Genomic DNA, 22,656 nt, shown 5'->3' on the forward strand with positions numbered 1-22,656 from the left:
AGCTGGTCGGACCGCGTCGTCGAGTTCTGTTCGCCGCGCGCAGGCAGGGGCGGGTGGGCCCGATCACGCGAAGCGGACGAACCGTATGAGGGCAGTCACACCGGCGGCAACAACGTGTTCGACTGGTCGGGACGCCAAATCACTGGCTCGAACACATGTCAGACAGCGGCGGGTCGATGCCCCAGCCGACGGGAGATCTCGGCCGTCGTCCGGCGCAGCGCGGGCTCCAGCCGGCCGGCGAGCGCGTCGGCCGAGGACGACGCCACGCTGAGGTGCACCGCGATGTTGACCGCGGCCACGACCGCGCCGGTCCGGTCCCGCACGGGTGCCGCGAACGAGCGCAGGCCCGGCGCGAGCTCCTCGTTGTTCACCGCCACGCCCGTGGAGCGCACCTTGGCCAGGGCCGCCATGAGCTGCTCCCGGTTGGTCAGGGTGTTCGGGCCACGGCGGGCCATGTCGGTCCGGTCGAGGATCTCCCGCAGCGTGGCCGGGTCCTTGAACGCGAGCATCGCCTTGCCCAGGGAGGTGCAGTACGCGGGCAGCCGGGATCCGATGTGCACGTTGAGATCCATGGCCATCGGCGTCCGACGCCGGCCGCTGCGCCGGCGGTCGATGTAGACGATCTCCGGGCCGTCGCAGAGGGCCATGCTCACGGTGTAGCCGGTCTCGTCGGCCAGTGACTGCAGCGAGGGTGCGGCGACCCGGGTCAGCTCCATGGAGTCGATGGCGGCGAACCCGAGGTCCACCACCCGCGGCCCGAGGTAGTACTTCTTCGTGTCCGGGTCCTGCTGGACGTAGTCGAGCTTGACCAGCGTCGCGATGTACCGGTGGGTGGTGCTCTTGGTGAGCCCGACCGCCCGGGCGAGGTCCGCGATCCCGAGGACGGGACGGTTGCCGCTGAAGGCGGACAGGATGCTCAGCCCGCGCTCGAGCGAGACGGAGAAGTCCGCCTTCGTGGTGGTGGGGGTGGTCGGCGGGCTGCTCACCGGGTCAGAATAGCGACCAGGCGTTCCGTTCAGCCGAACGGCGCGTTGACCGGGGCCGGTGCCACGATGAGGGTTCCCTGCGTACCGCAGGGAACCCACCGGTTCCGCGCGATCGACGTCGACACCGGCGATCGGCAGAAGCAGCAGGGAGATGGGTTCGATGAGTCGCTCGGAGCGCGCCGGGGACGTCTGGCACAAGCGCGACGTCACCCACTTCATCGGCGGCGCGTGGGTCGAGGCCGAGTCGGCCCGCTGGTACCCGAACCACTCACCGTGGTCGGGCGAGGTGCTGGGCAACGTCGCGGCCGGCGACGGCGAGGACACCCGTCGCGCGATCGACGCCGCGCAGGACGCCTTCCCGGGCTGGGCGGCCATGACGCCGTCGCAGCGGCAGCGGATCTTCCTCCGTGCCGCCGACGTCGTCGAGGGCCGCCGGGAGGAGATCCTGCTCGCCCTCGCCCTGGAGACCGGCTGCGGTGTGCACTTCGGGCGGATCCAGGTCGACTTCGCGACGGCGCTGCTGCGCCAGGCGGCCGCGCAGGGATACCAGCCCGCCGGTCAGCTGATCCCCTCCGACGTGCCCGGCACCCGGGCGATGGCGATCCGCCGGCCGGTCGGCGTGGTCGCCGCCATCGCCCCGTGGAACTCCTCCCTCGTGCTCGCCGGCCGGGCCGTCATCGGCCCGCTCTCCCTCGGCAACACCGTCGTCCTCAAGCCCTCGGAGGAGTCGCCGTACACCGGCGGGGCGCTCTGGGCCGAGATCCTGCAGGAGGCCGGGCTGCCCGACGGCGCCCTCAACGTCGTCACGCACGCGCCCGGGGAGGCCGGCGTCATCGCCGACGCGATGCTCGCCCACCGCTCCGTCCGGCGGCTCAACTTCACCGGCTCGACCCCCACCGGACGGCGGCTGGCGGAGAAGGCCGGCTCGCACCTGAAGCGGACGGTGCTGCAGCTGAGCGGCCAGAACCCGCTGATCGTGCTCGCCGACGCCGACGTCGACTACGCCGTGGACGCAGCTGCCTACGGCGCCTTCGTCCACCAGGGCCAGGTCTGCATGTGCGCGCGCCGGATCTACGTCGAGCGCCCCCTGTTCGACCGGTTCGCCGAGGCGTTCGCCGCCAAGGTCGCGACCCTGCCCACCGGCGACCCCCGGGACCCCGGGACCGTGGTCGGCCCGGTGATCAACGAGTGGGCGCTGGCACTGCTCCAGCGCCGGGTGGACGAGGCCGTGGAGCTCGGTGCCCGCGTGCTCGCGGGAGGCACCCCCGCGCCGCCGTGCTACCCGGCGACCGTGCTCGTCGACGTGCCCGACGAGGCCGAGCTCGCCCAGGGAGAGACGTTCGGACCCGTCGTCCTGCTGGACCCGGTGGACTCCGCCGAGGAGGCGATCGCGCGGGCGAACGAGGCCGACCTGGGTCTCGCGGCGTCGATCATCACCGGCGACACCTACCGCGGCATCGACCTGGCGACGCGGCTCGACGCCGGCATCGTCCACGTGAACGACCAGCCGGTGAACGACGAGCCGCACATGCCCTTCGGCGGGGTCAAGGACAGCGGCTGGGGCCGGTTCGGGCTCGGCTTCGCGGCAGAGGAGTTCTCCGAGCTGCAGTGGATCACCTCCCGCGAGCAGGACCGCTCGTTCCCCTTCTGAGGCTCCGGCCTCAGCGCGTCGCGGCGGATCGCGGCCAGGACGCCGGACCCCGCAGCGTCTCGTAGGCCGCGCCCACCCGCAGCACCGTCGTCTCGGCGCCGCCGGGGCCGACGAGCTGCAGCCCCGCCGGCAGGCCGTCCACGAGCCCGCAGGGCACCGTCAGCGCGGGCACCCCGGCCGCGTTGAAGACCGACGTGAACCCGGTCAGCATCTCCTCGATGTGCAGGTCCTCCCCCGCGACGAGGACCCGCTCGGCCCCGATGAGCGGCGCGGTCGCGGGAGTGGTCGGCGTCGCCAGCACGTCCACCTGCTCGAAGGCGGCGAGCAGCGAGGCCACGCCGGTGGCGATGACCGCGTCCGCCGCCTCGAGCTGCTCCGCGGTGGGAGCGGGCCGGGACAGGTTCTCCGCCAGGTCCGCTCCGTAGTCGGCCCGGCGCGAGGGGAAGTTCGCCCGGTGCACCTCCTGCGCCTCGGCCCGGACCCGCAGGAAGATCGCCGCGACCAGCGGACGCAGGTCGCCGATCTCCACCTCGCGCACGGTGGCGCCGGCGTCGGCCAGCAGGTCGAGCGAGGCGCGGACGGCCGCACGGACCCCGGGGTCGACGAGCTCGAAGAAGTAGGACGTCGGAACCCCGACCGTGGTGCCGCGCAGATCCGGCGACCCGGCGTCGGGCGCGGGCCCCGCCGTCGTCGTCCCGGACATCGCGTCCAGCAGCAGGGCGGCGTCGCGCACCGAGCGGGTGATCGGCCCGCCGTGGTCGAGGCTCGGCGCCAGCTCCAGGACGCCGTCGAGGCTCACCCTCCCCCGGGTCGGCTTGAGCCCCACGCACCCGCACAGCGCCGCCGGGATCCGCACGCTGCCGCACGTGTCGGTGCCCACCGCGCCGGGCGCGGTGCCGCTCACCACCGCGGCGGCGCTGCCGCCCGAGGAGCCGCCGGGGATGCGGTCGCGGTCCCAGGGATTGCGGGTCGGCCCGTAGTGCGGATTGTTGCTCGTGCCGCCGTAGGCGTACTCGTGGGTGCTGGTCTTGCCGAGCAGCACGGTGCCCGCGGCGCGGAGGTTCCGGGCGAGGACGGCGTCCCGCTCCGGCACGTTGTCGGCCAGGATGCGCGAACCGCCCGTGGTGCGGATCCCCGCCGTCTCCACGAGGTCCTTGAGCGCGACGGGAACGCCGTGCAACGGCCCGCGGCGCTCACCGGCACGCAGCTCCTGCTCGGCCCGGACGGCGTCGGCGCGCGCCCGGTCGGCCGTGACGGTCAGGTAGGCGTTGACGTCGTCGTCACGCTCGGCGATCGCCGCCAGGTAGACCTCGGTGAGCTCGACGGGCGAGAGCTCCCCCGCTGCGAGCCGCTCCCCCGCCTCGGCCATCGACCACTCGAGCGGGTCGGACGACGACGGACTGGCGACGGACATCGGTTCTCCTCGGAGGGGACGGTGCTCAGCGGTGTGGTGGGTGCCCGGCCCGGTACTGCGTCGGCGTGCAGCCGTAGGCCTCGCGGAAGAGCCGGGCGAAGTGCGCCTGCGAGACGAAGCCCCACCGGCCGGCGACGTCGACGATGCGGTCCGCCGCGGCCGACGGCCGGGACAGGTCCCGGCGGGCCTGCTCCAGGCGCTGGTCCTGGATGAACTGGGTGACGGTGGTGCCTTCGGCGGCGAAGGATCGGTTGAGGTGCCGGGGAGAGACGCCGACCGCCCTGGCGACGACGTCGGCGCACAGCCCGGGGTCGCCCAGGTGGTCGCCGATGTAGGCGGTGGCCGTGCGGACGCGGACCGCGTCCACCGTGCCGCCCCGCCCCGTCGTCATGTCCCCGACCAGGTCCAGGACCTGGTCGGCCACCGACTCCCCTTCCGGCAGTGAACCGGCGAGGGTTGCGACGAGGAGCTCCCGGAGGGCGCTCGCCTGCCGGGCCGCCACCCCCCGACCGGCTCCCGAGATCGGCCGCGGAACGCCGACGTCCACGCCCCGTTCCTCGAGCAGGCCGTGCGGCACGTCGACCAGCAGCTGCCGCATGGACCCGCTGAAGCCGAACAGGTAGGGACGGTCGGTCCGGTAGACCACGACGTCGCCGGCGGCGAGCGCCAGGGAGCCGCCCGAGGAGTAGAAGAAGCCCGATCCCTCGAGCAGCACGCTCACGAAGGTGGCGTCCTTGGGCCTGGTCCGCACCAGGCCCGGCGGCCGCTCGATGACGTGCGCGTTCCCGGCGATGTCCGCGACGCGCAGCTCGCCGAGCCCCACGTTGACCTGACGGGCGAGCAGCCCCTCGGCCTCGTAGCTCCGGCAGGTGAGCCCCACCAGGGCCTCGGCGTTGTAGCGCTCCCAGAAGGCGAGCCGCTCCTCCTGGTCGACGCCCAGCGTGGACACCGAGGACAGCACGGTGGCAGCGGGCACGGGACCTCCGAGGAGCCTGCGGTCCGCCGGGACCGGGACCGGTGTGAACCGGCACACGGTACCCAGCGGACCGCCGGCCGCCGCCGCACGTCATCCGCTCAGCGGATGAGCGTCTCCACGAAGTCGGCGCCGATGCCCACCGAGTCGTAGTGCTCGCGGCACAGCGCCAGGTAGTCGTGGACGTCGAAGTGACCGTCGCTGTTGCCGTCCTCGTCCAGCCAGATCAGCGGGCCGGTGACGACGAAGAACGCGCGCATCGGCTCCTCGGACTCGTAGGCCACCAGCGTGTGGCCCTCGCCCGGGGTCTCGTAGACGAAGGAGCCCTCGGTCGCCGTCCACGGCTGCTCGAGGTAGCCCCACTTGCCGCTGATCGTGTACGCGAAGACCTCGTGCGGGTGGTAGTGCCGGTTCACCAGCCCGGCGGTCTTCGCCCAGAGGATGTCGGCCCAGCGGTTGTCGCGCGGGGAGATCCACAGCGGGCGCGAGCCGACCGTGGGGCTCAGCGGCACGTAGTAGCGCTCGTCCTCGAGCGGCGCGAACTGGTGGAAGACCTCCTGCTGCGCATCGGGCTTCATCGAGTTCACGATCGGCTTCAGGTCGCGCCAGAACTCGTTACCGGGCGTCTCGGGCATGGGGTCCTCCTCGGCTGGTGCAGCGGGTGCGAGACCGAGTGAAGACGACGGCACCGCGGGCGTCTTCCACCTGCGGGACAGACGCTTTGCCGGATCCGGACATGCCCCGGACGCACCGGCGCCCGGCTCCGAGGAACGGAACCGGGCGCCGGTGGACGGGCGGAAGGGGGTGCGGTCAGCAGCCGACCAGGCGGGCGGCGAGGTAGGACTCGACCTGGCTCAGGCCGACGCGCTCCTGGCTCATCGAGTCGCGCTCGCGGATGGTCACCGCGTCGTCCTCGAGGGTGTCGAAGTCGACGGTGATGCAGAACGGCGTGCCGACCTCGTCCTGCCGGCGGTACCGGCGGCCGATGGCGCCGGCGTCGTCGAACTCGATGTTCCAGTTCCGCCGCAGGGCGGCGGCCAGGTCCCGGGCCTTCGGCGAGAGGTCGGCGTTGCGCGACAGCGGGAGGACGGCGGCCTTCACCGGCGCCAGCCGCGGGTCGAGCTTCAGCACGGTGCGGACGTCGACGCCGCCCTTGGCGTTCGGCGCCTCGTCCTCGGTGTAGGCCTCGATGAGGAAGGCCATCAGCGAGCGGGTGAGGCCGGCAGCGGGCTCGATCACGTACGGCGTCCAGCGGGTGTTGCTCGCCTGGTCGAAGTACGAGAGGTCGGTGCCCGAGTGCTCGGTGTGGGTCTTCAGGTCGAAGTCGGTGCGGTTGGCGATGCCCTCCAGCTCGCCCCACTCCGAGCCCTGGAAGCCGAAGCGGTACTCGATGTCGACGGTGCGCTTCGAGTAGTGCGACAGCTTCTCCTTGGCGTGCTCGTAGTGCCGGAGGTTGTCGCGGTCGATGCCGAGGTCGGTGTACCAGCTGGTGCGCTGGTCGATCCAGTACTGGTGCCACTCCTCGTCGGTGCCCGGCTCGACGAAGAACTCCATCTCCATCTGCTCGAACTCACGGGTGCGGAAGATGAAGTTGCCCGGCGTGATCTCGTTGCGGAACGACTTGCCGATCTGGCCGATGCCGAACGGCGGCTTCTTCCGCGCGGCGCCCATGACGTTGGCGAAGTTCACGAAGATGCCCTGGGCGGTCTCCGGGCGCAGGTAGTGCAGCCCCGACTCGTCCTCGATCGGGCCGAGGTAGGTCTTGAGCATCATGTTGAAGTCGCGCGGCTCGGTCCAGGCGCCCTTGGTGCCGCAGTTCGGGCAGGAGATGTCGGCGAGGCCGTTCTCCGGCGCCCGGCCCTTCTTCTCCTCGTAGCCCTCTTCGAGGTGGTCGGCCCGGAAGCGCTTGTGGCAGCTCTGGCACTCGGTCAGCGGGTCGGTGAAGACGCCGACGTGGCCCGAGGCGATCCAGGTCTGTCGCGGCAGGATCACCGAGGAGTCCAGGCCGACGATGTCGTCCCGGCTCTGGACGACGGTGCGCCACCACTGCTTCTTGATGTTCTCCTTGAGCTCGACACCCAGCGGGCCGTAGTCCCAGGCGGAGCGGGTGCCGCCGTAGATCTCGCCGGCCGGGAAGACGAACCCCCGGCGCTTGCAGAGGTTGACGACCTTGTCGAGGCGGGCGGCGTCGTGCTTGGCGGTGCTCACGGGGGGAGAAGCTCCATCCGGCTGGCGGTCGGCGGGTGACCTCACAACGGTAGTCGCCGGGCCCGAGCGCTCTCCGGTCCGGTGCCCCTGCCCGGGAACCGCCCTCAGACGTCGCCGAGCAGCAGCAGCCAGGCGATCCCCGCACCCACGATCACGAGGATCGGCAGCAGGGTCAGCACCACCCACGGCCAGCGCCGCGACGTGCGCCCGACCTGGACCTGCTCGACCGGGCGGTGGCGCTGCTCCGGCGAGCTGAACGACAGGGTGCGGTCGCGGCGCTGGGCCGCGGGCGGCTGCGCCATCTCGTCGGTGGGCTGGGAGGCCAGCCTGCGTGCCTCGATGCGCGCGACGGCCTCCTCCTTCGTCACCTTGGGCGCCGCCGGCTCGGCCGCGGCCGTCTCCGGCTCGGCCGGGGTCACCGCGGGCTGCGCGACAGTCGCCGGCTGCGCGGAGTTCGGCGGTGCCGCCGGAGCCGTCACCGCCGTCATCGGCTGGTCGACCCCGGGCAGCGACTGCCACGCCTTCGGGATCGCCGGTGCGGGCCGGTCCGGCAGCGGCGGCAGGGTGATGTCCCGCGTCCGGTCGTCGGGCAGCGGAGGCTCCTGCTGCGGCCCATCGCTCACGGGGGAACTCCTTCGTCGTCGTCGTCGTCGCCGAGCGCCGTCGGCGGCCGGTCCACCAGCGCACGTGCCCAGTTGCGGCCGCCTCACGCGTCACCTGCGCCACGGTCGGGTCCGTCACGGCCCCCGAAGCCATCCGGATCACATACCGTGCGCGGCCATGCCGTTCCTGTCACGCTCCCGCGGCCCGGAGACTCCGGCCCCGCTCCCCTACGACTCCGCCTCCCCCGAGGGGCTCGCTGCGCGGTGGGTGCAGTGGGTGGCCGCCGCCGGTCCCCTCGCGAACCCGGTCGAGGACGAGGACGGCCGGCACGCCGCCGCCAACCAGCCCGACGACGTGTGGTTCCTCGCCGGCACCAGCGGCAGGCCACTGCAGCGCAGCTGCATCGTCCCGGAGGGCCGGCCGCTGTTCTTCCCGGCCTTCAATATGTGGGAGTACCCCTCCGAGGGGCCGGCGCCGGTCGTGGACCGGGCGTACGGAGCGGTCCACGTGGACGGCGTCGCGCAGCAGCTGCAGGAGATCGGCACGCCGGTGCCCTTCGTCGTCGCCGGCGCCCGGCTCAACGGCGTCACGCGCAGCAAGCGCCCCGTGCCGACGACGGCCTGGGGCCTGTGGTCCCACGTCGCCCCGCTCGCCCCGGGCGCGCACGAGGTGCACCTGGGCGGCGGAGACGGCTACGGCTTCGAGGTCGAGGCTCGCTACCGGCTGGTCGTGGGAGGCGCGAGCCCGGTCTATCCGACCAGGTAGACGCCGGGCTCGTCGACGGCGTGCACCCAGACCGGCGCCCCGGCGATCTTCACCTCGTAGGCGGAGAGCGCCCGCCGGTAGGAGCCGACGCCGTCCCACCGGGTGACCAGCGCCCACAGCGTGGGGTCGTCGGCGGCGGTGCCGACCTCGCCGTCGACGAACCCCGGGCGCCCCGACAGCGCGGCCAGGAGCTCCCGCACCTGCTCGGCGAGGATCGCCGCGTCGGTGGAGCCCACGCGCAGTCGTGTCACGGCGAACATGGCTACGCGGACCCGAAGCGGCGCTGCCGGGCGGCGAACTCCTCGCACGCGGCCCACAGGTGGCGGCGGTCGAAGTCGGGCCACAGCGTGTCGAGGAAGACGAACTCGGCGTAGGCCGACTGCCACAGAAGGAAGTTGCTCGTGCGGTTCTCCCCCGAGCTGCGCACGAACAGGTCGACGTCCTCCATGTCCGGCTCGTCGAGGAACCGGGCGACGGTGGACTCGTCGATCTTGTCCGGGTTCAGCCGGCCGGCCGCCACCTCGCGGGCGATGGCCGCGGCGGCGTCGGCGATCTCCGCCCGGCCGCCGTAGTTCACGCACATGGTCAGCGTCAGGACGTCGTTGTCCTGCGTGAGCTCCTCGGCGATCTCGAGCTCCTTGATGACGCTGCGCCAGAGCTTCGGACGTCGTCCCGCCCAGCGCACCCGCACCCCGAGCTCGTGCATCTCGTCGCGCCGGCGGCGGATGACGTCGCGGTTGAAGCCCATGAGGAAGCGGACCTCCTCGGGGCTGCGGCGCCAGTTCTCCGTGGAGAAGGCGTAGGCGCTGATCGCCTTGACACCCAGCTCGATGGCCCCCTCGACGCAGTCGAAGAGCGAGGACTCCCCCGCCTCGTGGCCGGCCGTGCGCGGCAGCCCGCGCTGCTTGGCCCAGCGCCCGTTGCCGTCCATCACCAGCGCGACGTGCCGGGGCACCTTGCCCTTGGGCATCTCGGGCGGGCGCGCGCCGGAGGGGTGCGGGTTGGGTGCCTTGACCTCGCGCTTCACGGGAGCATGGTCCCCGAGACGACCGCCAGGCCTGACTCCGGCTCCTCGGTCACAGCCGGGCGGCGGATGGCGGGAACGGACTCGGAGCGGTCGACCAGCGGCAGCGAGCGCAGTCCGCGCTCCAGGTGCCACTGCAGCATGGCGGCGACCAGCCCGCTGCCCTCGCGCCGGTTGATGCCCTGGCTGGCCTCGGCCCGCGCCCAGTTCCCGGTGAGCAGTGCGTCGAGGAGCTCGATGGTGACCGGACTGGGCATCGCCGACCCGGTCGGGCGGCAGGGCGGGCAGACGGTGCCACCGGCCGGCACGGAGAAGTGCCGGTGCGGCCCCTCCTCCCCGCAGCGGGCGCACTCGCCGAGCGCCGGCTCCCACCCGGCGACCGACATCGCGCGCAGCAGGAAGGCGTCGAGCACCAGGCCGGCGGGGTGGGTCTTCTCCCCCAGCGACCGCAGCGCCCCGACGACGAGCAGGAACAGCCGCAGCGACGGCTCCTTCTCCTCCGACGTCAGCCGGTCGGCGGTCTCCAGCACTGCGGTGCCTGCGGTGTAGGCCGGGTAGTCGGCGACGATCTCCTGGCCGTAGGACCGGATGGCCTCCGCCTGGTTCACGATGTCGAGGTTGCGCCCGGTGTAGAACTGCAGGTCGACGTGGGTGAACGGCTCGAGCCGGGCGCCGAACTTGCTCTTGGTGCGGCGCACGCCCTTGGCCACCGCGCGCACCTTGCCCGTGCGCCGGGTCAGCACGGTGATGATCCGGTCGGCCTCCCCCAGCTTCTGGGTGCGCAGCACGATGCCCTCGTCCCGGTAGAGGGCCTTCGGGGTCGTGCTCATCTCAGTAGCCCAGCCGATTCAGCTTCTTCGGGTCGTCCTGCCACTCGCCGAGGACGGTCACGTGCAGCTCCAGGTGCACCCGGGCGTCCAGCAGCGTCTCCATGCCGACCCGCGCCTCGCTGCCGATGGCCTTGATGATCGAGCCGCCCTTGCCGAGCAGCATCGGCTTCTGGGTCTGCCGCTCGCAGTGCAGCAGCGCGTGGATCTCCACCAGCTCGCGGCCCGCGTGCTTGGGGTCGGGACGCCGCTGCATCTCCTCGATCGTCACCGCGAGGGAGTGCGGGACCTCCTGGAACACCTTCTCCAGCGCGGCCTCGCGGACCAGCTCGGCCAGCTGGCGCTCGACGTCCTCGTCGGTGGTCTGCTCCTCCGGGTAGAGCGGCGGGCCCTCGGGGAGCAGCGTGATCAGCAGGTCCTCCAGGAGGTCGACCTGGTCGCCCTTCACCGCGCTGATCGGCACGATCTCGGCGGCCTCGACCAGCTGGCTGGCCGCGATCAGCTGCTCGGTGATCTGCTTCTTGCCGGTGGCGTCGGTCTTGGTCACCACGACGACGACCGGCGCCTTCACCTCGCGCAGCTGGCGGGCGATGAACCGATCGCCGTTGCCGACCGGCTGGTCGGCCGGGATGCAGAAGACGATGACGTCGACGTCGGAGAGCGTGTCCCGGACGACGTCGTTGAGCCGCTTCCCGAGCAGCGACTTCGGCTTGTGCAGTCCGGGGGTGTCGACGAGCACGATCTGCCCGCCGGGCCGGTGGACGACGCCACGGATGGCGTGCCGGGTGGTCTGGGGGCGGTTGCTGACGATGCCGACCTTCTCGCCGACCAACGCGTTGGTCAGCGTGGTCTTCCCGGCGTTGGGGCGGCCCACCAGGGCGACGAAGCCGCTGCGGTGCGGCGTCTGCTCGGGGCTGCTCACGGCTCCAGTCTCCCACCCGGGGACGACGGTTCCGGCACAGCGCCGCCACCTGCGACGATCGACTCGTGGCACAGCGTGCGAGAGACGGTCGTCGCCCCTCTGCGGAGGCGGTCGCGACCGCCCGGCGGCGGCACGTCGAGCAGGTGCGCGGGCACCGCTTCGTGGCCGGCTGGGGACCGAAGCGGACGGCGACCGTCGTCCCCGTTCCGCTGCGCTACTGGCAGTACCGGCCGGGCAGCCTCGCCGCGCTGGCCGTCTCGGTCGTCCTGGTCGTGGTCTGGGTAGGGCTCTTCGGGTGGCGCGGCGGCTGGCTCGCCGGCCGCGACGAGCTGCCGGTCGCGCTCCTGGCGGGCCTGCTGATCTACGTCACGAGCACCGGCCGGGTCACGGTCTCGGACTCCGGGCTCTCCTTCGACACCGCGGGCCGGCAGACCGAGCCGGACGCCGTCATCCCGGCCGTGGCGGTGCGGTCGGTGCGCAGCGGCCCGGCGCCGGCCGACTGGCCGCGCCCGCGGAAGCGCGGCGGCTGGTTGCCGGGGCGGACCCGGGTCGCCGTCCGGCACGTCGGCGACGACGGCGAGCAGGCGTCCGCCCTCTGGGTGCGGGACCCCGAGGCCTTCGCCGACGCGCTCGGCGTGCCGCTGACCCGCTAGGCGGAGTCGCGCACGACGCCGTCGGGACCGGCGAGGTGCACCGGGGCGCCGGCGGTGAGGTCGTGCACGGCGGCCAGGCCGTTCGGCTCCACGGACTCGGCGGCGGAGACGACGACGGCGGCCTCCAGGCCCTCGACGCCGCTGGATACCGCGGCCGCGACGGCGGCCTGCAGCGCAGTGAGGGTCAGCGACGGCAGCGCCACGCTGGCCGCGACGTAGGTGCGGCCGTCGGTGTCGCGCACGGCAGCCCCCTCCGTCGCGCCGGTGCGGGCGCGCGCCGAGCGGGCCAGGGTGACGAGCTTCGCGTCCTCGGGGTGCAGTTCAGCCACGCGACGAGTCTCCTACGACCGCGTGCTGCTCGGATCGGGTGGCCCCGGACGGCTGCTCCTCGGACTCGTCCTCGCCGTCCTCCGACGGCTCGGGCACGCGGCTGACCAGCATCGTGTCGATCCGGTTGCGCCGTCCGCCGGTGCTCTCGGCGACCAGCTTCAGGCCGCCGACCTCGGCCGACGCGCCCTCGATCGGGACCCGGCCCAGCTCGCGGGCGAGCAGCCCGCCGACCGTCTCGACGTCGTCGTCCTCGGTGAGCTCGACGCCGGGGAACAGCTCGACGAGGTCCTGCACCGGGAGCCGGGCGATGACCCGCACCGACCCGTCCTCCAGGTGCTCGATCTCCGGGCGCCGGAAGGTGTCGTGCTCGTCGGCGATCTCGCCGACGATCTCCTCGAGGATGTCCTCGATGGTGACCAGGCCCGCGAAGCCGCCGTACTCGTCGACCACGATCGCGATGTGGATGCGCCGCGCCTGCATGTCGCGCAGCAGTTCGTCGACCGGCTTGGACTCCGGCACGAACGCCGGCGTCCGCATCAGCTCCTCCACCTTGCGCTGGTCGCCGGAGTTCTGCGACCGGCGGACGAGGTCCTTGAGGTAGACCACGCCGACGACGTCGTCGACGTTCTCGCCGATCACCGGGATGCGGCTGAAGCCGCTGCGCAACGCCAGGGCGAGTGCCTGCCGGACGGTCTTGGTGCGCTCGATCCAGACGACGTCGATGCGCGGCACCATGACCTCGCGGGCGATGGTGTCGCCGAGCTCGAACACAGAGTGGATCATGTTCCGCTCGCCGGACTCCACGACACCGCGCTCCTCGGCCATGTCGACCAGCTCGCGCAGCTCGACCTCGGAGGAGAACGGGCCGTCGCGGAAGCCGCGGCCCGGCGTGATGGCGTTGCCGATGAGGATCAGCAGGGTCGCGACGGGTCCGAGCACGCGGCCGAGCAGCCGGACCACGCCGGCGGTGGCCAGGGCCGTGGCGTACGCGTGCTGACGGCCCAGCGTCCGCGGCCCCACGCCGACCAGCACGTAGCTGACCAGCGTCAGGACGCCGGCGGCGCTGAGGAAGGTCTGCCACCCCCCACCCCACAGGCGGTAGAGCAGCACGGTGGCGAGGACCGCGGCCACCATCTCGCAGGCGATCCGGAGCAGCAGGAGCAGGGAGACGTGCCGGGCCCGCTCCGCGACCACCTCCTCGAGGGCTGCGGCGCGCTTCACGCCCTCGCGGCGCATCTCCTCGACGCGGGCCTTGGACACCCGCTGGAGAGCGGCGTCCATCGCACCGAAGATGCCGGCCAACGGGACCAGGCAGCAGGCGACCACGAGCATCGTGACCGCGGTGGAGGTCATCGGGAGCCGGGCTCCTGACCGGTCGCCGCGCCGGTCACGGGCTCACGCGGAGCCGCGCGCCAGGCCTCGATGAGCGTCGACTGGAGACCGAACATCTCCTTCTCCTCGTCGGGCTCCATGTGGTCGTAGCCGAGCAGGTGGAGCACGCCGTGGGTCGCCAGCAGCACGAGCTCGTCGTCCATCGAGTGGCCGGCGGCCCGGGCCTGCCGGACGGCGACGGCCGGGCAGAGCACGATGTCGCCGAGCAGCGCGGGACCCGGGTCGGGGTCGTCGGGCCGCCCGGTGTCGAACTCGTCCATCGGGAAGGCGAGCACGTCGGTGGGGCCCTTCTCGCCCATCCACCGCTCGTGCAGGCTGCTCATGTAGTCGACGTCGACGCAGAGCACCGACAGCTCGGCCAGCGGGTTGATCTTCATCTCGCCGAGCACGAACCGGCAGATGCCTGCCAGCTCGGCCTCCTCGACGGCGATCTCGGACTCGTTGGACACCTCGACGGGCACGGTGATCAGCTCCCCTGCCGGCGCGGACGGGAGGTCCGGACCGGCGCGCCAGCAGCCGGTCGGGAAGGGGCGGGCTGGCGGGTGGCGTCGAAGCGCTCGTAGGCGTCGACGATGTCGCCCACCAGGCGGTGGCGGACGACGTCGGTGCTGGTCAGGTTGGCGAAGTGCACGTCGTCGATCCCGTCGAGGATCTCGCGCACGATCTTCAGTCCGCTCTGCGCGCCACCGGGCAGGTCGACCTGCGTGACGTCACCGGTGACGACGATCTTCGACCCGAAGCCGAGGCGGGTGAGGAACATCTTCATCTGCTCGGCGGTGGTGTTCTGAGCCTCGTCGAGGATCACGAACGCGTCGTTGAGGGTGTTGTGCGTTACGACGAAGTCGTCGGTCACGTACAGCGAGTCCTGCGCACCGACCTGGATGCACATCGTGTCCATCTCGCCCACCGGCTCGATGGAGTGGACGAAGCGCATCGGCCGGCCGCCGCCGGACGCGTCGTACACCTGCCGCTTCCGCTCGAGGCGGAACGGCTGGACGCCGGCGGGAAGGCGGATGTCGAGGATGTGGGCATCGTGCCGGTGGTGGACGGGGCGACCGAGCGCGAGGCCCGGTCGCCGTCCGGCCGCGACACGGGTCCGCGTCGTGACGACGCCGCCCAGGGAGCGGACCAGGAACATGACGTCGTCACGGAGTCGCTCCGACGTGGTCGTGTACTGGACCCGACAGGTGCATCCTCGCTGCGTGACGGGTCCGCCGTCACTGTCGAGCAGACCCTGGAGCACCGAGAGCCGGACCTCGGCGGAGTTGTGCGTGTACGTCCAGGGGACGAACTTCGTCGCCGAGCGGGTGCCGGCCAGCCCGAGTTCACGGATCGCTTCGGTGACCGGGTTCGCGATCCGCAGCCCACCGCGACCGCCGTCCACGTGCCGCAGCGTGTAGTCGGGCCCGGCCTTGTGCACCAGCTCGATGCCGTCGAGCACCGACTCGAGAGCTCCCACCAGCTCCGGGTCCGTGGTGGAGAAGGAGGGCGTGGTCGCGGTCGTCAGGCAACCGTCCCCGAGCAGGAGGCCGAGCGCGTAGGGGTCGAGCGGCACCTCCTGCGGCTCGAACTCGACGGCGTCGACCAGCGGCAGCTCGTAGCGGTGGGCACCGGCACCCCATCGGAGGTTGCCCAGCATCTCCTGCGTCTCGAGCGTCCGCGACGTCCCGCGGCGGCGGTCATCCGGCGTGGTGACGGTCCACAGGTGCTCTCCGCAGGCCAGCGTCGAGCCGCCGTCCTGGGTGGTGACCCGGTAGACCGCCTTCTTGCCCTGCGGATAGATGCCGAGGACCGGGGTCGGGAGCCCGTCGGAGCCCACCACCAGATCGCCGACCTGGAGCGTCCCGATGGGCATGAAGCCGTTGGGGGTGAGGACCTTGGCGTCGTAGGGCTGCGCCCGGCCGCGCATGTAGGCCAGCGGCGCGACCTCGATGGTGCCGGAGGCCATGAGCTTCGGGATGGACTCCGGGTCCACCATGTCGTGCAGCGCGTCGTACAGCGGCCGCAGGTAGGGGTCGATCTTCTCGCTGAGCGTGCCCGGCAGGTACCCGAGCCGCTCCCCCGCCTCGACGGCCGGGCGGGTCAGGATGATCCGGTTGACCTGCTTGGTCGTCAGCGCCTGCACCGCCTTGGCCATCGCGAGGTAGGTCTTGCCGGTACCGGCGGGGCCGATGCCGAAGACGATGGTGTTCTCGTCGATGGCGTCGACGTACCGCTTCTGGTTCAGCGTCTTGGGCCGGATCGTGCGGCCGCGACGGCTGATGATGTCGAGGCTCAGCACGTCGGCCGGGCGCTCGGACCCACCGGCGCGGAGCATCGCGACGACCCGCCGCACGGAGTCCGGGCGCAGCTGCTGCCCGGTACGGACCAGCGCGATCAGCTCGTCGAAGACGCGGACGGCGAAGGCGTTGTCCGCGGCCTGCCCGGTGAGGGCGATCTCGTTGCCGCGCACGTGCACGTCGGCCTCGAGTTCGGCCTCGAGCAGGCGGAGCAGTTCGTCTGCGGAGCCCAGGAGCGAGACCATGGGCACGCTGTCGGGAACGGTGATGGAGGTACGGACGGCCGTGGGCGACTGCCCCGCGACGTCGTCGGCGGCGGCGGCCTGCGCCGATGCCTCACGCGACGTAGGGGCACCTGGCACGGGGACGTTCGGGGAGGTGTCGGGCAAGAACCCTCGACCCTGCCTTCCTGCTACAGGCGATGGCGGACCGCTCGATGCTACCCGCGTGCGTGCCGGTGAAGCGCCGGTCGCCCGATGGGGTCACCGACCGGTGTAGGTCGCCTTGCCCGGGCCGTCGGTCAGGAAGGACGCGACCGCGCCGCGCAGGTCGTCGGTGGCGAACAGCGGACCGGAGATCTCCGGCACGCGCGCGTCGGCTGCGCGGGCCCCTTGGCGGACGGCGATGGACGCCAGCTGCTTGGTCGCCGCGTGGGCCACGGTCGGGCCGGCTGCGACCCGGTGGGCGTAGGCGCGGGCGGCCTCGGCGAAGCCCTCGTCGGGCAGCACCCGGTTCACCACGTTCCACCGCTCGAGCACGGCGGCCGGGTAGCGCTCGCCGGTGAAGATGAGCTCCTTGGCGCGGGCCGGCCCGGCGCGCTCGGCCAGCCGCTGCGGCCCGCCCATCGACGGCGTCAGGCCGACGACGATCTCCACCAGGCCGAACGACGCCTTCTCCGCCGCCAGCAGGATGTCGCAGGACAGTGCCAGCTCGAAGGCGGCGGTCAGGCAGAGCCCGTGCGCGGCGAAGACGGTGGGCACCGGCAGGTCCTCGAAGGTGTTGGCCACCTCCAGCAGCCGGGCCCACAGCGCGCCGCCGCGGCGGGCGGGGTCGGGCCCCTCGGCGATGTCGCGGAAGTAGGTGACGTCCACGCCACCGGAGACGACCTTGCCGCGCGCCTCGACCAGCACCGCCCGGGCCCGCTGGGGATCCTCGGGATCGGTGAGGAGCACCAGCTCCTGCGCCACCCGTTCCATCGCGTCGAACGTCGCGGCGTCGAACAGGTTCAGCGGCGGGTTGTCCAGGACGACGACGGCGACGTCGCCGTCCCGCTCGATGCGCAGGGGCTCGCTCATGCCCCCACCCTCTCAGGCGCCGGCGGGCCGGGTCACCCCGGAGGCCAGCCGAGTCCCCGCCCACCCAGCACGTGCAGGTGGACGTGGTGCACGGTCTGCCCGGCGTCGGGGCCGGTGTTGGCGACCAGCCGGTAGCCGGGCTCCGCGCCGTCGCCGCTGACCAGCCCCTCCTGGCGGGCGACCGCGTGCGCCGCGGCTACGACGTCGCCGAGCAGCGCCGGGTCGGTCTCGGCCAGCGCGCCCACGGTGGCGTGGTGGTCCTTCGGGATCACCAGCACGTGCGTGGGCGCCTGCGGGTTGATGTCGCGGAACGCGAACACCCGCTCGGTCTGGTGGACGACGTCGGCGGGGATCTCCCCGGCGACCATGCGGCAGAACAGGCAGTCGCTCACGCGGGCACCATAGAAGAAGGACCCCCGTGCCCCCCACCCGATGCTGTCAACTTCCGCTGTCGACGCCCAGGTAGGCCTGCACGATGCGCTCGTCGGCGAGCAGCTCGGCGGCCGGCCCCGAGTGCACGACCTCGCCGCTCTGCAGCACGTAGCCGTGGTCGGCGGCGCGCAGCGCCCGGCGGGCGTTCTGCTCCACCAGCACGACCGTCGTGCCCCCGGCCCGGATCTCCTCGATCACCCGGAAGACCTCGTCCACGATCTTGGGGGCGAGCCCCATCGACGGCTCGTCCATGAGCATCACCTTGGGCGCGGCGACCAGCGCGCGGGCGATGGCGAGCATCTGCTGCTCGCCGCCCGACAGGGAGCCCGCCGGCAGCGCCCGCCGCTCGGCGAGCACCGGGAACCGGTCGTACATGTCGTCCATCGAGCGCCGGGTGCCGGGACCGGTGTGCCACTGGCCCATCTGGAGGTTCTCCTCGATGGTCAGCGTGGCCAGGATCTGCCGGCCCTCCGGCACCTGCACCAGGCCGCGGCCGACCAGCTTGTGCGCCGGCGTCCGGGTGACGTCCTTGCCCTCGAAGGTGATCCGTCCGCCCGCCGGCCGGAGCATCCCGGAGACGGCGTTGATGACCGACGACTTCCCGGCGCCGTTCGCCCCGACGAGCGTCACCAGCGAGCCCGGCGCCGCCTCGAAGGAGATCCCCCGGACCGCCTCGACCCGCCCGTAACCGACCCGCAGGTCGGTCACGCTGAGGATGGGCTCGGTCATGTCGCGTCCCTCGGGGTGGTGTCCGGCGGTTCCAGGGTGCCCGCGGCCGCGGGACGCACGTTCAGCACGGCGTCCGGCGCGGCCGCGTCGGGTCCGCCCGCGGTCGGGTCCACGGCGGTCCCCTCGGCGATGGAGCCCGCGGCCGGGTCCACGTCCGCTGGCTCGGCGGCGCCGAGGTAGGCCTCGATCACCACCGGGTCGGCGGCGATCTGCTCCGGGGTGCCGCTGGCGATGACCTCGCCGAAGTTGAGGACGACGACCCGGGTGCAGGTGCGCAGCACCATCCCGACGTTGTGCTCGATGAAGAGGATCGTCAGGCCGTCGCGGGCCAGCGAGGTGATGAGCTGCGACAGCCGCTCGGCCTCGACGTGGTTCATGCCGGCGGCCGGCTCGTCGAGGATCAGCAGCGAGGGGTCCGAGGCCAGCGCGCGGGCGATCTCCAGCCGGCGCTGGTCGCCGTAGGACAGCGCCGAGGCGCGGGTCCCGGCGACGTCGGCCAGCCCGACCCGCTCCAGGCACCGGGCCGCCTGCTGCAGCGCCGCCCGCTCGTCGCGCCGGGCCGAGGGCAGCCAGAGCAGCCGCCGCAGGAAGGTCGGCCGGCTCACCAGGTGGGCGCCCACGAGCACGTTGTCCAGCGCCGACAACCGGTCGAACAGCTTCGAGTGCTGGAAGGTCCGGCTCACCCCGGCCGCGGCGATCCGGTGCACCGGGGTGCGGCCGATCGCCGTCCCGAGGACCGTGGCCGTGCCGGAGCTGGGCGGCACCAGGCCGCTGATCATGTTCACCAGCGTCGTCTTGCCGGCGCCGTTCGGGCCGATGAGGCCGACGACCTCCCCGGCACGGACCTCCAGGTCGACGCCGCGGACGGCGTGCACCCCGCCGTACTCCTTGCCCAGCGCCGCCAGGGTCACGACGGCGTCGCCGGCAGCGGGGTGACGGCGTCCGGCCAGGTCCTTGCCCTGGTCGTCGGTGGCCGCAGGCATGCGTACCCGCCGCGGGATGAAGCTGGTCAGCCCCCCGGGCAGGAAGAGGATGACGACGAGGAGCAGCAGGCTGGCGAGGAACGGCCGGATCCAGCCGGCCTCGATGCCCACGGCGCGCTGCAGCTCCGGGATCATCGTCTGGAAGCCGCTGCCCAGGATGGGTCCGGCGAACATCGTCGAGCCGCCCAGCACGGCGGTGACCAGGCCGTCGACGGCGGCGGCGAAGTCGAAGTCGCTCGGCGCGATCAGCCGCACGTAGTAGGCGAACAGCACGCCGTAGAGCCCGGCCACCGCGCCCGAGGTGACGAACGCGGCCAGCCGGTGCCGGCCGACGTCGATGCCCATCGCGCGGGCGGCGAGCTCGTCCTCGCGGATGGCCTCGAGCGCACGGCCGTACCGGGACCCGCCCATCCGCCAGAACCAGTAGGCGACGACGGCCAGCGCGGTCCACGCCATGCCGACGGTCAGGACGCGGGGCACGCCCAGACCCTGCGCCCCGCCGGTCCACTCGGCGTTCAGCAGCACCACCCGCACGGCCTCGGCGAAGCCCAGGGTCGCGATGGCGAGGAAGACACCGCGCAGGTGCATCGTCGGCAAGCCGAGCACGATCGAGGCCGCGGCGCCGACCCCCATGCCGATGACGATCGCGGTCAGGAGCGCGGGGACGTCGCCGACGTCGGCGGCGCTGGGCGCGAGCGCCGCGGCCGAGAAGGCCGCGAGCGAGGCGAAGCCCGCCTGGCCGAGGCTCAGCTGGCCGGCGATGAGCACGGCGTAGAACGAGTAGGCGAAGATCGCCCCGAGGGCGATGAAGGTCAGCGTGGTGGCGTACTGGGCGAGCATCAGACCTCCCGCACCTTCCGCGCACCCAGCAGACCCTGCGGACGCAGCAGCAGGATGATGAACAGCAGGCCGAAGGCGATGACGTCGCGCCACGACGAGCCGATGTACTGCACCGCGAACACCTCGGCCAGGCCCAGCAGCAGCCCGCCGATCAGCGCGCCGGGCAGCGAGCCCATGCCCCCGACGATGATGACGGCCAGGCCCTTGAGCTCGATGGCGATGCCCATGCCGAGCTGGGCGGTGTTCACGTTGATGGCGAACAGCACGCCGGCGACCGCGCCCAGCGCCGAGGAGATGGCGAAGACGGTGGCGGTGACCCGGTCGACGTTGACGCCCAGCACCCGGGCGGCCGTGGGGTTCTCCGCGACCGCGCGCATGCCCCGACCGAGCCGGGTGCGCGTGACCATGTAGGTCAGGCCGACCATCAGCGTCAGGGAGACGGCGAGGATGACGATCTGCACCAGCGTCACCTGCGCGCCGGCGACCTCGTAGCGGGTGTCGGGGAAGGAGCCGGCCGGGAAGCGGCGGGTGTCGGGGCCGTACCGCCACTGCAGCAGGGCGATGAGCATGCCGGCGAGGGCGATCGAGGAGATCAGACCGGCGAAGTGGGCGTCGGCCCGGTTCTTCAGCGGCCGGAACGCCAGCCGCTCGATGATCAGCCCGAGGACCGCACCGAAGACGAAGACCACGGGGAGCGCGGCCCACAGCGACATCCCGCCCCGCGCGACCAGCTCGATGCCGACGAAGGCGGAGGCGGCGAAGACCGAGGGGTGGGCCAGGTTCAGCCGGTCGAGGATGCCGAACACCAGGGTGAACCCGATCGCGAAGAGCGCGTAGATCGACCCGATGAAGATGCCGTTGAGGAGCTGCTGCACAGCGGTCCCGTTCTCGTCGTTGGTGGGGATGCGGTGGTGCCCTCCGGCCGGTGGGACCGGCCGGAGGGCACCGGACCGATCACTCCAGGACGGCGAACTTCCCGCCCTCGACGACCTGCACGACCGCCGGGTGCTCGGCGTCGCGGTTCTCGTCGATGGAGAACTCGCCGAGCACGGTCGGCACGTCCTCCAGCTCGCCGAGCGCCGTCTTCAGGCTCTCCCGGTCGGCGGCGCACTCGGAGCGGATGGCCTCGTCGATGAGCATGAGACCGGTGTAGGCCTGCGCGGCGAACTGGTCGGGAGCAGCGTCGTACTCGGCCTCGTAGGCCTCGAGGAACGCCTGGTTCTCCGGGTTGTCCGACGCGGAGTTCCACGCCGCTCCGACGACGACGCCCTCGGCCGCCTCGCCGCCGTCCGCCATCAGGCGCGGGTTGTTGAACCCGTTGCCGCCGATGATCGGCACGTCGATGCCGAGCTCCCGGGCCTGGGTGACCAGCGGGATGGCGGCCTCGATCAGCCCGGAGACGACGAGCGCGTCGGGCTCCTGGCCCTGCGCCTCGGTGAGCAGCGCGCGGAAGTCGGTGTCGGCCTTCGAGAAGGTCAGGGTGTCGGCGATCTCGACGCCCTCGTCCTGCAGTGCGGCCTCGAACGCCTCGTACCCGGACTCGGTGAACGCGTCGTCGTTGCTGTACATGACGACGACCTTCTCCAGGCCGAACTCCTCGGTCGCCTTGGCGATCGTCTGCGGGATGACGGCCTGCTCGGTGAGCGAGTCGCGGAAGATGTAGTCGCCGATGTCGGTGATGCCGGCGGCGGTGTTCGAGATGCCCAGCACCGGCACCCCGCCCTCCTGCGCGATCGGGTCGGACTGCACGGCGGCGTTGGACAGCGTCGGGCCGATGATCAGGCTGACGCCGTCGTTCACGAACTGCTCGAACAGCGTGATGCCCTGGCGGGGGTCGGTCTGGTCGTCCTCGATCGTGAGGTCGTAGGTGACCCCGCCCTTCTCGGCCAGCTCCTTGGCGGCCAGCTCGAGGCCGCGCTGCTGGGACTCGCCGTAGCTGGCGGCGGCGCCGGTCAGGCTGAGGACGGCGCCCAGGGGCACCTCGGCGTCGATGGTGCAGGAGTCGCCCGTGCCCTCGCCGGAGAGCTCGCCGGAGGCCGAGGAGCCGCCGCTCTCGCCGCCGGATGAGCAGGACGCCAGGACGAACACCGCGGCGGTGGCCGCGGCGACGGTGTGGAGCTTGGTGTGGCGCATTGTTCTCCCCTAGTCGTGCAGGACGGCCGCGGAGGCGGCGGCCGTGCGCACTCGCGTCGGTCCCGGTGCACCCGGGCGCCGTCTGGCCGGCCGCTGTTTCCAGCCGGTTACCGGCGTCACCCTAGGCAGGTCCTCCGGCGCGCCGGGCCGAGGGGGCGACGGTCGTGCCCAGAACGTGACGCGCCGGTGCTCCCGAGGGCTCGCGGCCGGCGCGACG

At 72.6% G+C, this 22,656-nt stretch carries 22 protein-coding genes and 2 pseudogenes; 3 read left to right on the forward strand and 21 right to left on the reverse strand.

The window, feature by feature from the left end:
• Positions 1–158: 158 nt before the first annotated feature.
• Positions 159–986 carry an IclR family transcriptional regulator gene (locus LBW97_RS02695; protein ID WP_224497862.1) on the reverse strand — a complete coding sequence of 276 codons (828 nt, stop codon included), beginning with the start codon at positions 984–986 and terminating at the stop codon, positions 159–161.
• Positions 987–1,146: 160 nt separating this feature from the next.
• On the opposite strand from LBW97_RS02695, the gene LBW97_RS02700 reads away from it, so the two are divergent.
• Positions 1,147–2,637, forward strand: a complete 1,491-nt coding sequence (locus tag LBW97_RS02700; protein WP_224497863.1) for an aldehyde dehydrogenase family protein — start codon at positions 1,147–1,149, stop codon at positions 2,635–2,637.
• Positions 2,638–2,647: 10 nt separating this feature from the next.
• Here the strand turns inward: LBW97_RS02700 and LBW97_RS02705 are convergent, their stop codons facing one another.
• The 5 genes from LBW97_RS02705 to LBW97_RS02725 all read right to left on the reverse strand — a co-directional run bounded on the left by LBW97_RS02705 (position 2,648) and on the right by LBW97_RS02725 (position 7,855).
• Positions 2,648–4,051 carry an amidase gene (locus LBW97_RS02705; protein WP_224497864.1) on the reverse strand — a complete coding sequence of 468 codons (1,404 nt, stop codon included), beginning with the start codon at positions 4,049–4,051 and terminating at the stop codon, positions 2,648–2,650.
• 25 nt (positions 4,052–4,076) lie between these two features.
• Entirely contained in the window at positions 4,077–5,027 is a 951-nt protein-coding gene (locus tag LBW97_RS02710; RefSeq protein WP_224497865.1) for a helix-turn-helix domain-containing protein, read from the reverse strand.
• Positions 5,028–5,125: 98 nt separating this feature from the next.
• Positions 5,126–5,659 (reverse strand): 2,4'-dihydroxyacetophenone dioxygenase family protein, encoded by a 534-nt coding sequence (locus tag LBW97_RS02715; protein WP_224497866.1) that lies wholly within the window; start codon positions 5,657–5,659, stop codon positions 5,126–5,128.
• Positions 5,660–5,834: 175 nt separating this feature from the next.
• The gene (locus LBW97_RS02720) at positions 5,835–7,232 is read right to left on the reverse strand and encodes a glycine--tRNA ligase (RefSeq protein ID WP_224497867.1); all 1,398 of its coding nucleotides are present in this window, start codon (positions 7,230–7,232) and stop codon (positions 5,835–5,837) included.
• Positions 7,233–7,336: 104 nt separating this feature from the next.
• Positions 7,337–7,855: a hypothetical protein gene (locus LBW97_RS02725; protein ID WP_224497868.1), complete on the reverse strand. Its 519-nt coding sequence runs from the start codon at positions 7,853–7,855 to the stop codon at positions 7,337–7,339.
• 157 nt (positions 7,856–8,012) lie between these two features.
• Between LBW97_RS02725 and LBW97_RS02730 the strand changes: the two genes are divergently transcribed.
• Complete coding sequence (locus LBW97_RS02730; protein ID WP_224497869.1) at positions 8,013–8,600, forward strand: hypothetical protein; 588 nt, start codon at positions 8,013–8,015, stop codon at positions 8,598–8,600.
• On the opposite strand, the gene LBW97_RS02735 is transcribed toward LBW97_RS02730, so the two are convergent.
• Genes LBW97_RS02735 through era form a run of 4 tightly spaced genes read right to left on the reverse strand, consistent with a single transcriptional unit; the run spans position 8,585 to position 11,373 of the window.
• The gene (locus LBW97_RS02735) at positions 8,585–8,860 is read right to left on the reverse strand and encodes an antibiotic biosynthesis monooxygenase (protein ID WP_224497870.1); all 276 of its coding nucleotides are present in this window, start codon (positions 8,858–8,860) and stop codon (positions 8,585–8,587) included. The two genes, LBW97_RS02730 and LBW97_RS02735, sit on opposite strands and share 16 nt — an antisense overlap.
• 2 nt (positions 8,861–8,862) lie before the next feature.
• A complete protein-coding gene (locus LBW97_RS02740; RefSeq protein WP_224497871.1) occupies positions 8,863–9,627 on the reverse strand; it encodes an isoprenyl transferase in 765 nt (254 codons plus the stop codon).
• A complete protein-coding gene (gene recO / locus LBW97_RS02745; RefSeq protein WP_224497872.1) occupies positions 9,624–10,454 on the reverse strand; it encodes a DNA repair protein RecO in 831 nt (276 codons plus the stop codon). The genes LBW97_RS02740 and recO overlap by 4 nt, the downstream gene beginning before the upstream one ends.
• A 1-nt stretch (position 10,455) precedes the next feature.
• Complete coding sequence (era, locus tag LBW97_RS02750; protein ID WP_224497873.1) at positions 10,456–11,373, reverse strand: GTPase Era; 918 nt, start codon at positions 11,371–11,373, stop codon at positions 10,456–10,458.
• Between the two features lie 65 nt (positions 11,374–11,438).
• On the opposite strand from era, the gene LBW97_RS02755 reads away from it, so the two are divergent.
• Positions 11,439–12,026, forward strand: a complete 588-nt coding sequence (locus LBW97_RS02755; RefSeq protein ID WP_224497874.1) for a hypothetical protein — start codon at positions 11,439–11,441, stop codon at positions 12,024–12,026.
• Here LBW97_RS02755 and LBW97_RS02760 read toward each other — a convergent pair.
• From LBW97_RS02760 to LBW97_RS02805, 11 genes and pseudogenes are all read right to left on the reverse strand, one after another.
• Positions 12,023–12,355 (reverse strand): cytidine deaminase, encoded by a 333-nt coding sequence (locus tag LBW97_RS02760; protein WP_224497875.1) that lies wholly within the window; start codon positions 12,353–12,355, stop codon positions 12,023–12,025. The two genes, LBW97_RS02755 and LBW97_RS02760, sit on opposite strands and share 4 nt — an antisense overlap.
• On the reverse strand, positions 12,348–13,709 hold the full coding sequence (locus tag LBW97_RS02765) for a hemolysin family protein (RefSeq protein WP_224497876.1): 1,362 nt from the start codon (positions 13,707–13,709) through the stop codon (positions 12,348–12,350). Before LBW97_RS02765 ends, LBW97_RS02760 begins: the two co-directional genes overlap by 8 nt.
• Complete coding sequence (ybeY, locus tag LBW97_RS02770; RefSeq protein WP_224497877.1) at positions 13,706–14,209, reverse strand: rRNA maturation RNase YbeY; 504 nt, start codon at positions 14,207–14,209, stop codon at positions 13,706–13,708. Before ybeY ends, LBW97_RS02765 begins: the two co-directional genes overlap by 4 nt.
• 5 nt (positions 14,210–14,214) lie before the next feature.
• A pseudogene (locus tag LBW97_RS20315) lies at positions 14,215–14,571 on the reverse strand (PhoH family protein); the annotation flags it as partial.
• A gap of 261 nt (positions 14,572–14,832) precedes the next feature.
• Positions 14,833–16,272 (reverse strand): annotated as a pseudogene (locus tag LBW97_RS02775) (PhoH family protein); the annotation flags it as partial.
• A gap of 237 nt (positions 16,273–16,509) precedes the next feature.
• Complete coding sequence (locus LBW97_RS02780; RefSeq protein ID WP_224497879.1) at positions 16,510–17,322, reverse strand: enoyl-CoA hydratase/isomerase family protein; 813 nt, start codon at positions 17,320–17,322, stop codon at positions 16,510–16,512.
• Positions 17,323–17,354: 32 nt separating this feature from the next.
• A complete protein-coding gene (locus LBW97_RS02785; protein ID WP_224497880.1) occupies positions 17,355–17,714 on the reverse strand; it encodes a histidine triad nucleotide-binding protein in 360 nt (119 codons plus the stop codon).
• Between the two features lie 46 nt (positions 17,715–17,760).
• A complete protein-coding gene (locus LBW97_RS02790) occupies positions 17,761–18,483 on the reverse strand; it encodes an ABC transporter ATP-binding protein (RefSeq protein ID WP_224497881.1) in 723 nt (240 codons plus the stop codon).
• Complete coding sequence (locus tag LBW97_RS02795) at positions 18,480–20,306, reverse strand: ATP-binding cassette domain-containing protein (protein ID WP_224497882.1); 1,827 nt, start codon at positions 20,304–20,306, stop codon at positions 18,480–18,482. The genes LBW97_RS02790 and LBW97_RS02795 overlap by 4 nt, the downstream gene beginning before the upstream one ends.
• Positions 20,306–21,181, reverse strand: a complete 876-nt coding sequence (locus LBW97_RS02800) for a branched-chain amino acid ABC transporter permease (protein ID WP_224497883.1) — start codon at positions 21,179–21,181, stop codon at positions 20,306–20,308. The genes LBW97_RS02795 and LBW97_RS02800 overlap by 1 nt, the downstream gene beginning before the upstream one ends.
• 79 nt (positions 21,182–21,260) lie before the next feature.
• The gene (locus LBW97_RS02805; RefSeq protein ID WP_224497884.1) at positions 21,261–22,439 is read right to left on the reverse strand and encodes an ABC transporter substrate-binding protein; all 1,179 of its coding nucleotides are present in this window, start codon (positions 22,437–22,439) and stop codon (positions 21,261–21,263) included.
• Positions 22,440–22,656: the final 217 nt, after the last annotated feature.

It is taken from the genome of Blastococcus sp. LR1, assembly GCF_020166105.1.
In the GTDB taxonomy this organism is placed as follows: domain Bacteria; phylum Actinomycetota; class Actinomycetes; order Mycobacteriales; family Geodermatophilaceae; genus Blastococcus.

Excerpts from the sequence above, each read along its gene's own strand:
- LBW97_RS02715 (WP_224497866.1), bottom strand. The coding sequence starts at position 5,659 with ATGCCCGAGACGCCCGGTAACGAGTTCTGGCGCGACCTGAAGCCGATC.
- LBW97_RS02705 (WP_224497864.1), bottom strand. The coding sequence starts at position 4,051 with ATGTCCGTCGCCAGTCCGTCGTCGTCCGACCCGCTCGAGTGGTCGATG.
- LBW97_RS02790 (WP_224497881.1), bottom strand. The coding sequence starts at position 18,483 with ATGACCGAGCCCATCCTCAGCGTGACCGACCTGCGGGTCGGTTACGGG.
- LBW97_RS02780 (WP_224497879.1), bottom strand. The coding sequence starts at position 17,322 with ATGAGCGAGCCCCTGCGCATCGAGCGGGACGGCGACGTCGCCGTCGTC.
- LBW97_RS02765 (WP_224497876.1), bottom strand. The coding sequence starts at position 13,709 with ATGACCTCCACCGCGGTCACGATGCTCGTGGTCGCCTGCTGCCTGGTC.
- recO (WP_224497872.1), bottom strand. The coding sequence starts at position 10,454 with ATGAGCACGACCCCGAAGGCCCTCTACCGGGACGAGGGCATCGTGCTG.
- LBW97_RS02700 (WP_224497863.1), top strand. The coding sequence starts at position 1,147 with ATGAGTCGCTCGGAGCGCGCCGGGGACGTCTGGCACAAGCGCGACGTC.
- LBW97_RS02730 (WP_224497869.1), top strand. The coding sequence starts at position 8,013 with ATGCCGTTCCTGTCACGCTCCCGCGGCCCGGAGACTCCGGCCCCGCTC.
- LBW97_RS02735 (WP_224497870.1), bottom strand. The coding sequence starts at position 8,860 with ATGTTCGCCGTGACACGACTGCGCGTGGGCTCCACCGACGCGGCGATC.
- LBW97_RS02795 (WP_224497882.1), bottom strand. The coding sequence starts at position 20,306 with ATGCTCGCCCAGTACGCCACCACGCTGACCTTCATCGCCCTCGGGGCG.
- LBW97_RS02805 (WP_224497884.1), bottom strand. The coding sequence starts at position 22,439 with ATGCGCCACACCAAGCTCCACACCGTCGCCGCGGCCACCGCCGCGGTG.